Origin of the sequence: Pigmentiphaga soli, from assembly GCF_039541095.1 — a bacterium.
Lineage (GTDB): Bacteria > Pseudomonadota > Gammaproteobacteria > Burkholderiales > Burkholderiaceae_B > Pigmentiphaga > Pigmentiphaga soli.
In genome coordinates this window covers 196,575-209,946 of sequence record NZ_BAABFO010000003.1, presented here as the reverse complement: position 1 = coordinate 209,946, position 13,372 = coordinate 196,575, and the positions used below count along the sequence as shown (strand labels likewise).

Sequence of the window (13,372 nt, the reverse complement as noted above, 5' to 3'; positions counted from 1 at the left end):
CTCTGGAGCATTTGCCGTGAAGATCACCGCCGTTCAATGTTTTGCCGTCGACCCGGGCTTTCGCGGGCGTACCTGGCTGTTCGTCAAAGTCCTTACCGACACCGGCCTGCACGGCTGGGGCGAGGCCTACACGCTGCGCGGCCGCGACGGCGCGATCGTCGCGCAGATCGAGGAACTGGGCGCCAGCGTCATCGGCCGCAACCCGTTCGACATCAAGCAATTCGTGCAGTCGGTGTACGACGATTTCGCGCAGCGGCGCAGTTCGTTCGACCTTTATTGCGCCCAGAGCGCGATCGAGCACGCGATGTGGGACATCGCCGGCAAGGCCTGCGGCCAGCCTGTGTACAACCTGCTGGGCGGCGCCTGCCGCGACCGCATCCGGGTCTACGCCAACGGCTGGAGCGACCACTGCAAGACGCCCGATGAATACGCCCAGGCGGCCCGTGCCGTGACGGCGCGCGGCTTCGACGCGATCAAGCTGTCGCCGCTGCCCGGCCCGTGGCGCACCTTCGTGCCGCAGGCGCACGAGGAACACGTGGTGGCCGTGGTACGGGCCGTGCGCGAGGCGGTCGGCCCCGGCGTCGACATCCTGCTCGACATGCTGCGCCGCCTGCCGCCCGGCGCGGCCCGCCGGCTGGGCCGCGCGCTCGAGCCCTTCGGCCTGTACTGGTACGAAGAGCCGTGTTCGTCCGACAACCTCGACGCCGTGGCCGAGGTGCGGCAAGGCGTGGGCATCCCGGTGGTCACCGGCGAGGCGCTGTACGGGAAGTCCGCCTTCGTGCCGGTGCTGGAAAAACGCGCGGCCGATATCCTGAACCCGGACGTCTGCAACGTGGGCGGCATCCTCGAACTGAAAGAAATCGCCGCGATGGCCGAGCCGCACTTCGTGGCCGTGTCGCCGCACAACTTCAACTCGACCACGGTGGCGCTCAACGCCACCGTATGCGCCGGCGCGGCCATGCCCAATTTTACGCTGACCGAGTACTATCTACCGTTCGCCGATTTCGCGCAGCACATCTGCCCCGGCCAGCTCAGGCCGGTCGACGGGTATATCGCGCTGCCGACGGCACCCGGGCTGGGCATCGACCTCGACGAAGACCTGCTGCGCCGCCACGCCGGCCGCTCGTCCGGGGCCCCCGTCCTGCCTTCCCCCGGCCGCTGAGCCGGGCATCTTCCACTCACTCTTCTACATGGCGATAACACATCATGGCTAACGTCGGCTTCAGAGTCTTCAAGAAAGTCAACCGTACCCCGCGCGAACTGGTCGAGAAATTCCGCGGCATCCCGGTCGCCAACATCGGCGACGTGGTCAACCGGATCGCCTGCCTGGACGCGCGCATCCGCCCGCTGAACAAGGTGCCGCTGCTGGGCACCGCGATTACCGTGCGGGTGCGCAGCGGCGACAACGCCATGATGCACTATGCGCTCGACCTGGCCGAGCCGGGCGACGTGATCGTGGTCGAAGGTCAGGGCGACCTGGCCAATTCGCTGGCCGGCGAGAACATGGCCAACTGGTCGATCCGCCGCGGGCACGCCGGCTGGGTGATCGACGGCGCGCTGCGCGACGTCGAGGCGCTGGCCGGCATGCCGATCCCGTTCTACGCCGCGGGGGCCCAGCCCAACGGCCCGTACAAGAACGGCCCGGGCGAAGTCAACGTGCCGATCTCCTGCGGCGGCGTCATCGTCAACCCGGGCGACCTGATCGCCGGCGACGCCGACGGCGTGATCGTGATTCCGCGCCAGGACGCCGAGGCCGTGCTGCAGAAGGCCTTGAAGAAGCAGGAGCAGGAAGCCGCCAGCGCCAAGGCGATCCAGGACGGCAGCTGGGACCGCTCGGCCTATACCGAGGCCGCGCTGTCGAAGATGGGCTGCGAATTCATCGACGACTACTATCGCTGAGCGCGGGCGGGCATCGCATGGACGAGGTTCGGAGCGGGGTCGCCCGCTATGCGGCCGCCGAGCTGCAGGACTGGATCGGCCGGATGTACCTGGCCGCCGGCGTGCGCCGGCAGGATGCCCTGGCCACCGCCAGGGTGCTGGTGCGCACCAGCCTGCGCGGCATCGATACGCACGGCGTGGCGCGGGTGCTGGTCTATCTGGAGAAGATCCGCAGCGGCGAGATCAACGCCCAGCCGGCGTTCCGCGAGAACGAGCGCGCCGGCGTGCTGTACTTCGACGGCGACGGCGGGCTGGGGCAGTCGGTGGCCAGCGCCGCGGTCGGCGCCGCCATCGCGCGGGCGCGGACCGCGCCGGTGGTCACCGCCATCATCCGCGGCAGCGGCCACCTGGCGGCGCTCGGGCTGTTCGCGCTGGAGGCCGCCGAACAGGGCATGGTGGCGCTGATCTGCCAGGAAACGCCGCCGCTGATGGCGCCGCTCGGTTCTTCGCGCGCGGCCATCGGCAACAACCCGATCGCTTTCGCCGCGCCGGTCGCCGGCGGGCCGCCGCTGGTGGTCGACATGGCAACCAGCGTGGTGGCCCGCGGCAATGTGCTGCAGGCCGTGCGCGACGGCGCGGTCGAGATCCCGCTCGACTGGGCCATCGGCCCCGACGGCCAGCCCACCACCGACCCGCAGCAGGCGCTCAAGGGCGCGATGCAGCCCATCGCCGGCCACAAGGGCGTGGGCCTGGCGATGATGGTGCAGGTGCTGGCCGGCAGCCTGAGCGGCTCGGCCACCGCGGCCAGCGCCGCGGCCCATGGCGCCACCAGCAGCGCGGGCAACGTCAGCGCCTTCCTGCTGGTGATCGACCCGGCGCAGGTGATCGGCCGCGTCGCCTTCGACGACCACATGGCCGCCTGGCTGGGCACCTACCTGGAGGCGGCCGGGCCGTCCGGCCGCTATCCGGGCCAGCGCGCCGCGCAATGCGAGGCCGATCGCGCGGTGGGCGGCATTCCCGTGCCGGCCGGCATCGTGCGCGAGCTGGAGCGGGCGGGCGAGATCGCCGGCCTGCCGTTCGACGTGGCGCCGCTGCCGGGGTGAGCCGCGGCGGGGGCGGTTTCACTGAACTGTCACGCCCCCGCCATAGACTGGGGCGGCCCGCGGGCCTTACCGCGCCGTCCGCCGTCTTTTTTCCAGCCGACCATGAGCGAAGACCTTTCCAAGCAGATCCGCCGCCTCTACGCCGAGATGATCGACAGCTTCGACGAGGAGCTGGAAATGGAGCTGGACGACAGCCGGCTCGACGATCCGCTGCTCCAGGGCCACGACGATGGCGACATGGACCGCCGCCTGTATTTCCGCGAATTGCTGCGCCTGCAGGGCGAACTGGTCAAGCTGCAGGACTGGGTGGTGGCCAACAAGCTCAAGGTGGTGGTGCTGTTCGAAGGCCGCGACGCGGCCGGCAAGGGCGGCGCCATCAAGCGCATCACGCAGCGCCTCAACCCCCGCGTGTGCCGCGTGGCGGCGCTGCCGGCGCCCAACGACCGCGAACGCACGCAATGGTATTTCCAGCGCTACGTGTCGCACCTGCCGGCCGGCGGCGAGATCGTGCTGTTCGACCGCAGCTGGTACAACCGCGCCGGCGTCGAGCGCGTGATGGGTTTCTGCACCGACGACGAGTACGAGGAATTCTTCCGCAGCGTGACCGAGTTCGAGAAGATGCTGGTGCGCTCGGGCATCGTGCTGATCAAGTACTGGTTCTCGATCAGCGACGAGGAACAGAACCGCCGCTTCCTGATGCGCATGAACGATCCGCTCAAGCAGTGGAAGCTGTCGCCGATGGACCTGGAGTCGCGCCGCCGCTGGGAGGCCTATACCAAGGCCAAGGAAGTGATGATGGAACGCTCCCACATTCCCGAGGCGCCCTGGTGGATCGTGGAGGCCGTGGACAAGAAGCGCGCCCGCCTGAACTGCATCAACCACCTGCTCGGCCTGATCCCCTACGGGGAGGTACAGCACGAAAGCATTACGCTGCCGGCGCGCGAGTATCATCCCGATTACAGCCGCAAGCAGCTGCCGCCCGACATGTTCGTGCCGGCGGTCTACTGATCCGGGCATCCCGGACGATCGGGCAGAAGTCTCGCAGAATCAGGCAATACCCGCGCAGTACGCTCCCTCATAATGAGGGGATGTTGCGCTGCGGTATCGCCGCCGTTTTGCGGTGGCGCGGCCGTGCGCGTGTTCCCGAACTTCTACGCTGGTGAAGACGATCATGCAAACTCCCGCCTATGCCGCCCAGTCGGCGTCCAGCCCGCTCGCCCCCATCACCATCGCGCGCCGCGAGCCCGGTCCCACCGATGTCGCGATCGACATCCTCTACTGCGGCGTCTGCCATTCCGATCTGCACACCGCGCGCGGCGAATGGGCCGGCGTGCAGTTCCCCTGCGTGCCCGGCCACGAGATCGTGGGCCGCGTCACCGCCGTCGGCAGCGGCGTGACCAAGGTCAAGCCCGGCCAGCTCGTCGGCGTCGGCTGCATGGTCGACAGCTGCCGCACCTGCCCGTCGTGCCGCGCCGGGCTGGAGCAGTATTGCGTCAGCGATACCGGTTTCACCGCCACCTACAACGGCTACGCCAAGGGCGGCGGCGAGAACACCTTCGGCGGCTACTCGGGCCACATCGTGGTCGACGAGTTCTTCGTGCTTACCGTCGGCCACGACGAATCGGAACTGGCCGCCGTCGCGCCGCTGCTGTGCGCCGGCGTGACGACCTGGTCGCCGCTGCGGCACTGGAAGGTGGGGCCGGGCAAGAAGGTAGGCGTGGTCGGCATCGGTGGCCTGGGCCACATGGGCGTGAAGCTGGCGCACGCGCTGGGCGCCTACGTGGTGGCTTTCACCACCTCGCCCGGCAAGACCGAGGCGGCCAAGGCGCTGGGCGCCGACGAAGTGGTCGTGTCGCGCCATCCCGAGGAAATGGCCACGCACGCCGGCACTTTCGATTTCATCCTGAACACGGTGGCCGCGCCGCACGACCTCGACGCCTTCCTGGCGCTGCTGAAGCTGGACGGCACGATGACGCTGGTAGGCGTGCCGTCCGAGCCGCACCCCTCGCCCTCGGCCGCCAACCTCATCTTCGGCCGCCGCTCGCTGGCCGGCTCGCTGATCGGCGGCATCGCCGAAACGCAGGAAATGCTGGATTTCTGCGCCCGGCACGGCATCACGGCCGACATCGAAATGATCGAGATGGACCAGATCAACGCCGCCTACGACCGCATGCTCAAAAGCGACGTCAAATACCGCTTCGTAATAGACATGGCCACGCTATAAAAGCCCCCTCCGCCAGCCACCGCCCCATCCCGGGCGCCGCGGATCCGGCTCCGCCGGTCCGCCAGCGCCGCCCCTGGGGGAGCGGCCGCAGGCCGGAAGGGGGAGCCTTATTCAGCAGTGATCTTGCGTTCGCGGATCACCTTGCCCCAGGTGGCCGACTCGCTGGCGATGTAGCGGCCCAGTTCCTCGCGCGTGCCGGGCATAGGCGTCAGGCCGTGCTTGTCGAGCTGTTCGCGCACGGCGGGGTCGTTCAGCACCTTGACGATCTCGCGGTTCCAGCCGTCGAGGATGGGCGCCGGCGTCTTGCCCGGCGCGACGAAGGCATACCAGTTGGTGGCGCTGAAACCGGGGAAGCCCGATTCGGCCACGGTCGGCACGTTGGGCAGCGACGGCGCGCGTTGCAGGCCGGTGGTGGCCAGCGCGACCACCTTGCCCGACTCGATGTACGGCGCGGCCGTGGACGGCACCGCGTAGTAGGCGGCGATGCGGCCGGCCAGCAGGTCTACCATCGCCGGCGCGCCGCCCTTGTACGGTACGTGCACCAGTTCCACGCCGGCGCGCTGGTTGAACAGTTCGCCCGCCAGGTGCGAGGCCGAGCCGGCGCCGGTGGACGCGAAATCCAGGCTTTTCTTCTTCGCCAGGTCGATGAATTCGGCCAGCGTTTTCACGTTCAGGCCGGGATGGACCACCAGCACGTTGGGGAAATTCAGGCCCATCGTGATGGGCGCCAGGTCGCGCTCGGGATCGTAGGGCAGCTTCATCAGGTGCGGCGCGATCGACAGCGGGCCGATCGAGCCCAGCAGGATGACCGAGCCGTCGGCGGGCGCGTTGGCCACGTAGGCATGCGCGATGTTGCCGCCGGCGCCGGCGCGGTTCTCGACCACCACCGTCTGGCCGATGTTCTGGCTGAGCTGCTTGGCGATCAGGCGGGCCGCGGTGTCGGAACCGCCGCCGGGCGCGAAGCCGACCACCATCGTGACGGGCTTGTGGGGCGGGAAGTCTTGCGCGGAGGCAGCTTGGGTAGCGGCGGCGAGCAAGGTAAGGGCGGCCAGGCAGCCGCCGAAGGCGCGTGCGAGCATGAGTTCGTCTCCATCTGGGTTTGTGTCGTTTTTGGCAATCGTTACGCAGTTCGGGATGGACTGCAAGCGATTTCTCGGCGCGTCCGGCCGCTCATCGCGATGGGCCGTTCATGGATGGGCCGTTCAGGAAGACCTGCGTGCTGTACAGATCCGCGGGCAGCTTGCGCAAGACGGGCAGGCCGCCCGCCGGATCGGCCGGCTGGCGCGCGATCCAGGCGAGGAAGGCATCGGCGTCCAGCACGCCGGTATTGTGGCGGCGGGCCGCGGGCACGGCGGCCAACGTGGCGTGGCCATCGCCGCCGGTCGCGTCGAAGCCGGGCGCGACGGCCCGGTAGCGGCGGTCCGGATCCAGCGCCTCCCAGGCGCCGGTGGTTGCGTTGCGCACTTCGAGGCCGGTGGCGCGCCGGCCGCGCGGCTGCGAGGCGTCGACGCGCCAGCGCAGGCCGGCGGCATAGGGGTAGGGGCCGGTCGTGCCGCCCGGGCCGAATACCGCCTGCAAGGCGTCTTCGATCATGGCGTGCACCTCGGCGCCGCTCAGGTCCAGCTGCCATAGCGTGTCGCCGAAGGGCAGCACGCGCAGCACGTCGCCCGCCGTGATCCGCCCGCGCAGCGGCTCGCGCGCGCCGCCCGCGCCCTGTAGCGCGATGTCGGCGCCGCCGTATCGGGCGGCGACGGTGTCGAGATAGGCCTGAGCCGTCATCTGCTGGAGGTCGCCGCCGTGCGCGGCGACCTCCGTGTCGGTGTCGCAGGCCGTGCCGGTCGCCACGTAGCCCGGCGATTCCGGCCCGCCCGGCAGGCGCCGCAGGCACAACGCGTCGGGCGCCGTGGCCACGACCTGCCGCTCGAAAGCCTCGACCTTGTCGCGGAAGGGCCGCAGCACGGCCTCGGCGGCCGGGTCGGGGGCGATGATCTGCAGGAAGCCGCTGTTGGCGGCATCGGCCGCGAAGGCGGCGCGGTCGGCGGCGCCAGGCGCGCGGCCCGCCACGCGGAAATCGTCGCCGATCAGCACCTGGGGCGCACCGCCGCAACGGATCACGCGGCCGCCGTCGTCGAATGTCACCGCCAGTTCGCCCACCACGCGCGCGTACTGCCAGGCCTGAGCCAGGCAGGCGGTCTCGCCGTCGGCGTTACGCAGCGCTTCGGCATACGGGCCGGCGGGTCGGCCCACGCCGTAGTCGGCCAGCGCCGGCGGCCCCAGCAGCGTGTGGGAGTCGCCGCCCACGACGGCATCGACCTTGTGCAGGCGGGCGATCAATTCGCGGTCGCGGTCATGGCCCACGTGGCTCAGCACCACGACCTGGCGCACGCCGGCGGCCTCCAGCGCGTCGATGGCGCGCTGCGCGGCCACCGCCTCGTCTTCGAATTGCGTGTCGGCGTCGGGCTTGGAGGACGCCTTGGTCTTGCCGGCGATGGTCAGGCCCACCACGCCGATGCGCCGGCCGCCGCGTTCGAGCACGACCGATGGCAGTACGTAATCGGGCGCATGGACGGGATTCAGCGCCGAGCCGGCGCCGAAATGCACATTGGCGCTGAGCACCGGCGTGCGGCAGGCGCCGGCGTGCAGGCGGTCGATGAAGCCGCGCAGGCCGTCGTCGCCGCGGTCGAATTCGTGGTTGCCGAGCGTGAAGGCGTCGAAGCAGACGGTGTTCATCATGGCCGCGTCGGCCGCGCCCATGGGGCCGGCGCGGTCGAAATACGGCGTGCCGCTGAGCGCGTCGCCGGCGTGCAGCTTGATCACGTTGCGCCTGCCGCGCGCAAGCTTTGCGAACGCCGCCGTCACGCGCGGGAAGCCGCCGGCCTCGACCTGGACCGCCACGCGGGCGCCGGCCGCGTTGCGAAGCTGCAGCGTCGTCTGCACCGGCGCCAGGTGCGAGTGAGGATCGTTGATGTGCAGGATGGTCAGCGTGAATGGCCGGGCGCCTGCGTTCGGCAAGGTTGCGCGCGTATCGGCCCGGGGGCCTGGCGCCGTCGTCCCGAGGCCGGAACCGGGGCCGGCGCAGGCGGCCGGTACGGCGAGGGCGGCGGCGAGCGCCGCGGCCGTCCGCGCGGCGCGCGGGGACAGGCAACGTTCTGGCATCGGGGCATTCCGCAGGAAATAGCAGGCATCATCGGCCGGCCATATGACGGCGGCATGATGCGCTAGATCGTCAGCTGTACCGATCCCACGCCGGGGAAGACCACGACGACTTCGTCGCCATGCCGCGCCGGGATGACGCCTGCCCAGCTGCCGGTGGTGACCACCGTGCCGGCCCGCAGCACGCCGCCGCCGCGGGTGGCATGACGCAGCCAGGCCGGCAGCAGCCAGGCCGGATCGCCCAGCGAATGGGTGCCGGTATGCGTGGTCGGCGCCGCGCGGCCGACACGGACCTCGCAGCTCTGGCTGGCCCAGTCGCGCGCCTGGAAAGGCACCCAGTCGCCCAGCGCCAGGCCGCCGTGCACCTGGCTGTCGGCCACCTTCAGCAGCGCCGGCGCGCGCAGGCCTTCGCGCCAGCGGCTGTCGACCACCTCGACCGCAACCGTCATGCCGGACAGCAATGCGACCGCCGCGCCGTAGTCCAGGCCGGCAGCCAGCGCGGCGTCGACGTCCTGGCCGATCTGCAGCGCGATCTCCGCTTCCACGGCGGGCTCGTGCAGCCCCAGGCCGGCGAACGAGGCGCCGTTGGAGCGGACGCCCGCCGGCGGCAGCGGCGTATGCGTCAGCGTTGCCGTGCGCGAGCCGCCACCCGATTTCCAATGCAGCGGCACGCCGTCGAACCATCCCAGCGCTTCGGCCACGCGCGCCTGCACCGCGAAGGCCTGATCGGAGGTCGTCAGGGCGTCGGCCCAGGGGGCGGCATCGGCCTGGCGGCCGGTCCGGCGCGCGTCGATCAAGACCTGGGCGACCTGGTCGATGGCGGAAGAGGGGGGCTGGCTCATTGCTGTCTCGTTATAGGAGTGATGGGTTCGCCATGATAGCCCGCTATGCGCCCTGCGCAAGCAAGGCGCACGGTCCGCCGGCGGCCGCGCTCAATCCGGCTGCGCGGCCGGCGGCTGCACGGTCAGATCGCTGGTCAATTCCCGGATCGCCGCCTCGTCCAGGGTTTCGCGGGCCAGCAGCGCCTGCGCGCAGCGTTCCAGCACCGCGCGGTTGCCGGCCAGGATGCCGCGGGCGAGGTCGAAGGCATCCATCACGATGGCGCGGACGGCTTCGTCGATCCGCGCCTTGGTGGACTCGGCCACCGGGCTGCCGCTGCCCGCCGCGTCCGGCACGTCCAGGAAGCGCGGCCGCGGCCGCTCGAAAGCCACGTAGCCCAGGCTTTCCTCCATGCCGAAGCGGGTAACCATGTCGCGCGCGATGTCGGTGGCGCGGGCGATGTCGTCGGCCGCGCCGCTGGTCAGTTCGCCGAACACCAGCTTCTCGGCCGCGCGGCCCCCCAGCAGCACGGCGATCCGGTTGCGCAGCTCGCCGCGCGTCATCAGGTAGCGGTCTTCGGTGGGGCGCTGCAGCGTGTAGCCCAGCGCGCCGATGCCGCGCGGGATGATGGAGACCTTGTGCACCGTGTCGCTGCCGGGCAGGCTCAGCGCCACCAATGCGTGGCCCATCTCGTGGTAGGCCACGGTGCGGCGCTCGTGTTCGTTGAGCACGCGGCTTTTCTTCTCCAGTCCGGCCACCAGGCGCTCCACGGCGCGGGTGAAGTCTTCCAGCGCGACCGACCCTGCGTTGCGGCGGGTGGCGGCCAGCGCGGCCTCGTTGACCAGGTTGGCCAGGTCGGCGCCCGAGAACCCGGGCGTCAGCGCGGCGACCTGTTCCAGATCCGTATCGGGCGCCAGGCGGACCTTGCGCACGTGCACACGCAGGATGTCCAGCCGGCCTTTCTTGTCGGGCCGGTCGACCAGCACCTGGCGGTCGAAGCGGCCGGCGCGCAGCAGCGCGGGGTCGAGGATCTCTGGACGGTTGGTGGCCGACAGGATGGTCAGGCCGACGGAAGCGTCGAAGCCGTCCATCTCGGTCAACAGCTGGTTCAGCGTCTGTTCGCGCTCGTCGTGCCCCAGCGCGGGGCCGACGCCGCGCGCGCGGCCGAGCGCGTCCAGTTCGTCGATGAAGATGATGGCCGGCGCCTTGGCGCGCGCCTGCTCGAACAGGTCGCGCACGCGCGCCGCGCCCACGCCTACGAACATCTCCACGAATTCGGAGCCCGAGATGGAGAAGAACGGCACGCCGGCCTCGCCGGCCACCGCGCGCGCCAGCAGGGTCTTGCCGGTGCCGGGCGGGCCCACCAGCAGCACGCCCTTGGGCGTGCGCGCGCCCAGCCGGCCGTAGGACTGGGGGTCCTTCAGGAAATCGACCACCTCGCGCAGTTCGTCTTTGGCTTCGTCGACGCCGGCCACGTCGGCAAAGGTGACGCCGGTGTCTTTTTCCACGTAGACCTTGGCCCGGCTCTTGCCGAGCGGCATGAAGCCGCCCAGGCCCTGGCGATCGGCGAAGCGGCGGAACAGGAAGAACCAGACGGCAAAGAAGGCCACCGCCGGCAGCACCCACGACAGCACGTCGCGCAGCAAGGTGCTTTCCACCACGCGGGTGTAGGTCACGCCGTAGCGCGACAGCATCTCGGCCGTCTGCGGATCCACGCGGGTGGCCACCAGCGTGGTCTTGCCTTTTTCGTCCGGCGTCTTCAGGCGCCCGGTGATCGTGGTCTCGCCCACGAAGACTTCGCCGATCCGGCCCGCGGCCAGGGCCTGTTCGAATTCGCTGTACGGCACCGGTTCGACCGTGCGGCTGGTCTGCCACCAGCTTTGCAGCAGCGTGACGAACAGCACGGCCACGATCCAGTAGCCGACATTCCAGTGGACTTGCTTCTGAGCCATGATTCCCCCGTTTGGATCCGTCTCGTCCGGCGCAGGCCGGCTCCGTCATTGTTCCGTGTTATCGGTCCGCGCGGAAGACTGGGGCGCGCCGGATACCGCTGCCGCGTCAAGGAAGGGTCGGAAACGGCGCTGCCGGCGCGGAGCGCGTAAAGTTCGGTCTTCTGGACATTGCAGGATGCAGGGAGCAGGAAATGAAGATCGGGGTCATGGGCGCCGGCGCGGTCGGGTGCTATTACGGCGGCATGCTGGCCCGCGCCGGGCACGAGGTGGTACTGATCGGCCGGCCGGCGCACGTCGACGCGATGCGGCATGCCGGCCTGCTGTTGGAAACGCAATCGTTCACCGAACGCGTGCCTGTGGCCGCCAGCGTCGACCCGGCGGCCGTGGCGGGCGCCGGGCTGGTGCTGTTCTGCGTCAAGTCCGCCGATACCGCCGACGCCGGGGCGCAGATCGCGCCGCACCTGCCGCCGGACGCAGTGGTGCTGAGCCTGCAGAACGGGGTGGACAACACCGAGCGTCTGCAGGCCTTGCTGCCCCAGGCGGTGGTGCCCGCGGTGGTATACGTGGCCACCGAGATGGCGGGCCCCGGCCACGTCAAGCACAACGGGCGCGGCGAACTGGTGATCGGGCCCGCCGCGCGCGGCGGCGACATCGCCCGCCTGCTGCAGGACGCCGGCATCCCGACGCGGGTATCGGCCAACGCCATCGGGGAGCTGTGGGCCAAGCTGATCCTGAACTGTGCCTACAACGCGCTGTCGGCCATCGCGCGCCTGCCCTACGGCGAACTGGTCGCATACGCCGGGGTCAAGGAAGTGATGCGCGACGTGGTGGCCGAGTGCCTGGCCGTGGCCCGGGGCGCCGGCGTATCCGTGCCCGGCGACGTGGACGAGGCGGTGCGGCTGATCGCGGCGACGATGCCGGCGCAGTTCTCGTCGACCGCGCAGGACATGGCGCGCGGCCGGCGCAGCGAGATCGATCATTTGAACGGGTACGTGGTGCGCAAGGGCGCCGAACTGGGCGTGGCCACGCCCGCGAACCGGGTGCTGCACACCATCGTGGGCCTGCTGGAGGCACGGATCGGCGCCCCGCCCGGAGGTTGAGTCCCGGCCTCTCCTTGCGGCCTGCCGCGCCGGTTGCGTGATTATTCCTGGCGCCCCGTCAGTTTTTGTCAATTGCCGCCCGCCGATCGCCGTCCCAGACTAGGCAGCGCAGCGCCGCGACGACGGCGCAAGAACGACAAGGAGACGCCCATGATCCCGACCGCCGGCGGCCGCATCGCCGTGGCCTGCGCCGTTTCGTCCTGCTGCGCGTGGCTCGCGCCCTCGATGGCGGCCGAGCCCCCGCTCAAGCTGATCGTGCCTTACGTGCCGGGCGGCGCGGTGGATGGCACCGCGCGCATCATCGCCACCGAAATGTCGAACGCGACCGGCCGCAACGTCGTGGTCGAGAACCGGCCCGGAGCCTCGGGCATGATCGCCGCCGAGTACCTGAAGCGTTCGCCGCCCGACGGCAGCACGCTGCTGATCGACACGCCCGCGATCTCGATGAACCCCAGCGTGTTCCGCAAGCCGCTGTATGCGCCGGCCGACGTCGTGCCGGTGGCGCAGATCATGAGCATGCCTTACCTGATCGCGGTGGCGCCCGGGCTGCAGGTGCAGTCGTACCAGGACCTGGTCCAGCGCCTGAAGCGCGCGCCGGGATCGATGAACGCGGCCTCGTCGGGCACTTCCAGCCGCCTGTTCGCCGAGCTGTTCCGCCTGCAGACCGGCACCGAATTCGTCAACGTCAACTATTCCGGCGCGCCGCCGGCGATTCTGTCGGTGATGAAGAACGAATCGCAGCTGACCGCGATGGATCTGGCCAACATTTCCTCGCTGGTGGCGTCGGGCAAGCTCAAGGGCATCCTGGTCAGCGGCCGCGAGCGGGCGCCGAGCCTGCCCGACGTGCCGAGCGCGGTGGAAGTGGGGCTGCCGGGCTACGACGTCACGACGTGGTACGGCATCTTCGCGCCGGGCGGGACGCCGCCGGCCGTGATCGACAAATTGAACGGCGAGATCCGCGCCGCGATCCGCACCAAGGCGGTAACCGGGTTCCTGAAGGTGCGCGACGGCATGCCGGTGGACCAGCCGGCCTCGGCGTTCGCCGCCTTCTTCAACAACGAGGTGGCGCGCTGGCGCGACGTGGTGCGCGAAGCCAGGATCCAACAGGAGTGAGGCGGCCGCGGCCGGGACCGGCTGGCCGCG

General features: G+C 70.3%; 11 protein-coding genes. 7 read left to right on the top strand and 4 right to left on the bottom strand.

What is annotated here, in order from left to right; genetic code table 11:
- The first annotated feature begins 16 nt into the window (after positions 1 to 16).
- The 5 genes from ABD927_RS04630 (at position 17) to ABD927_RS04610 (ending at position 5,205) form a co-directional block, all read left to right on the top strand.
- Positions 17 to 1,162 (top strand): mandelate racemase/muconate lactonizing enzyme family protein, encoded by a 1,146-nt coding sequence (locus ABD927_RS04630; protein WP_345246802.1) that lies wholly within the window; start codon positions 17 to 19, stop codon positions 1,160 to 1,162.
- Positions 1,163 to 1,206: 44 nt separating this feature from the next.
- Complete coding sequence (locus ABD927_RS04625) at positions 1,207 to 1,899, top strand: RraA family protein (protein WP_345246800.1); 693 nt, start codon at positions 1,207 to 1,209, stop codon at positions 1,897 to 1,899.
- Between the two features lie 17 nt (positions 1,900 to 1,916).
- Positions 1,917 to 2,981: an Ldh family oxidoreductase gene (locus ABD927_RS04620; RefSeq protein WP_345246798.1), complete on the top strand. Its 1,065-nt coding sequence runs from the start codon at positions 1,917 to 1,919 to the stop codon at positions 2,979 to 2,981.
- Between the two features lie 102 nt (positions 2,982 to 3,083).
- Entirely contained in the window at positions 3,084 to 3,989 is a 906-nt protein-coding gene (gene ppk2, locus ABD927_RS04615; RefSeq protein ID WP_345246796.1) for a polyphosphate kinase 2, read from the top strand.
- Between the two features lie 163 nt (positions 3,990 to 4,152).
- Positions 4,153 to 5,205: an NAD(P)-dependent alcohol dehydrogenase gene (locus ABD927_RS04610; protein WP_345246794.1), complete on the top strand. Its 1,053-nt coding sequence runs from the start codon at positions 4,153 to 4,155 to the stop codon at positions 5,203 to 5,205.
- Between the two features lie 107 nt (positions 5,206 to 5,312).
- On the opposite strand, the gene ABD927_RS04605 is transcribed toward ABD927_RS04610, so the two are convergent.
- From ABD927_RS04605 to ftsH, 4 genes are all read right to left on the bottom strand, one after another.
- The gene (locus ABD927_RS04605; protein ID WP_345246792.1) at positions 5,313 to 6,284 is read right to left on the bottom strand and encodes a Bug family tripartite tricarboxylate transporter substrate binding protein; all 972 of its coding nucleotides are present in this window, start codon (positions 6,282 to 6,284) and stop codon (positions 5,313 to 5,315) included.
- A gap of 91 nt (positions 6,285 to 6,375) precedes the next feature.
- Positions 6,376 to 8,361: a bifunctional metallophosphatase/5'-nucleotidase gene (locus ABD927_RS04600; protein ID WP_425570178.1), complete on the bottom strand. Its 1,986-nt coding sequence runs from the start codon at positions 8,359 to 8,361 to the stop codon at positions 6,376 to 6,378.
- 62 nt (positions 8,362 to 8,423) lie between these two features.
- The gene (locus tag ABD927_RS04595; RefSeq protein ID WP_345246788.1) at positions 8,424 to 9,200 is read right to left on the bottom strand and encodes a fumarylacetoacetate hydrolase family protein; all 777 of its coding nucleotides are present in this window, start codon (positions 9,198 to 9,200) and stop codon (positions 8,424 to 8,426) included.
- Between the two features lie 90 nt (positions 9,201 to 9,290).
- On the bottom strand, positions 9,291 to 11,129 hold the full coding sequence (gene ftsH, locus ABD927_RS04590) for an ATP-dependent zinc metalloprotease FtsH (RefSeq protein ID WP_345246786.1): 1,839 nt from the start codon (positions 11,127 to 11,129) through the stop codon (positions 9,291 to 9,293).
- Between the two features lie 191 nt (positions 11,130 to 11,320).
- Here ftsH and ABD927_RS04585 point away from each other — a divergent pair, with 191 nt between their 5' ends.
- Positions 11,321 to 12,229, top strand: a complete 909-nt coding sequence (locus tag ABD927_RS04585; RefSeq protein ID WP_345246784.1) for a ketopantoate reductase family protein — start codon at positions 11,321 to 11,323, stop codon at positions 12,227 to 12,229.
- Between the two features lie 150 nt (positions 12,230 to 12,379).
- Positions 12,380 to 13,342, top strand: coding sequence for a Bug family tripartite tricarboxylate transporter substrate binding protein (locus ABD927_RS04580; protein WP_345246782.1), 963 nt, complete (start codon positions 12,380 to 12,382; stop codon positions 13,340 to 13,342).
- The last annotated feature ends 30 nt before the right edge of the window (positions 13,343 to 13,372 follow it).

Coding starts and splice junctions, on each gene's coding strand:
- ABD927_RS04625 (WP_345246800.1), top strand. CDS start 1,207: ATGGCTAACGTCGGCTTCAGAGTCTTCAAGAAAGTCAACCGTACCCCG.
- ABD927_RS04620 (WP_345246798.1), top strand. CDS start 1,917: ATGGACGAGGTTCGGAGCGGGGTCGCCCGCTATGCGGCCGCCGAGCTG.
- ppk2 (WP_345246796.1), top strand. CDS start 3,084: ATGAGCGAAGACCTTTCCAAGCAGATCCGCCGCCTCTACGCCGAGATG.
- ABD927_RS04610 (WP_345246794.1), top strand. CDS start 4,153: ATGCAAACTCCCGCCTATGCCGCCCAGTCGGCGTCCAGCCCGCTCGCC.
- ABD927_RS04605 (WP_345246792.1), bottom strand. CDS start 6,284: ATGCTCGCACGCGCCTTCGGCGGCTGCCTGGCCGCCCTTACCTTGCTC.
- ABD927_RS04600 (WP_425570178.1), bottom strand. CDS start 8,361: ATGCCAGAACGTTGCCTGTCCCCGCGCGCCGCGCGGACGGCCGCGGCG.
- ABD927_RS04595 (WP_345246788.1), bottom strand. CDS start 9,200: ATGAGCCAGCCCCCCTCTTCCGCCATCGACCAGGTCGCCCAGGTCTTG.
- ftsH (WP_345246786.1), bottom strand. CDS start 11,129: ATGGCTCAGAAGCAAGTCCACTGGAATGTCGGCTACTGGATCGTGGCC.
- ABD927_RS04585 (WP_345246784.1), top strand. CDS start 11,321: ATGAAGATCGGGGTCATGGGCGCCGGCGCGGTCGGGTGCTATTACGGC.
- ABD927_RS04580 (WP_345246782.1), top strand. CDS start 12,380: ATGATCCCGACCGCCGGCGGCCGCATCGCCGTGGCCTGCGCCGTTTCG.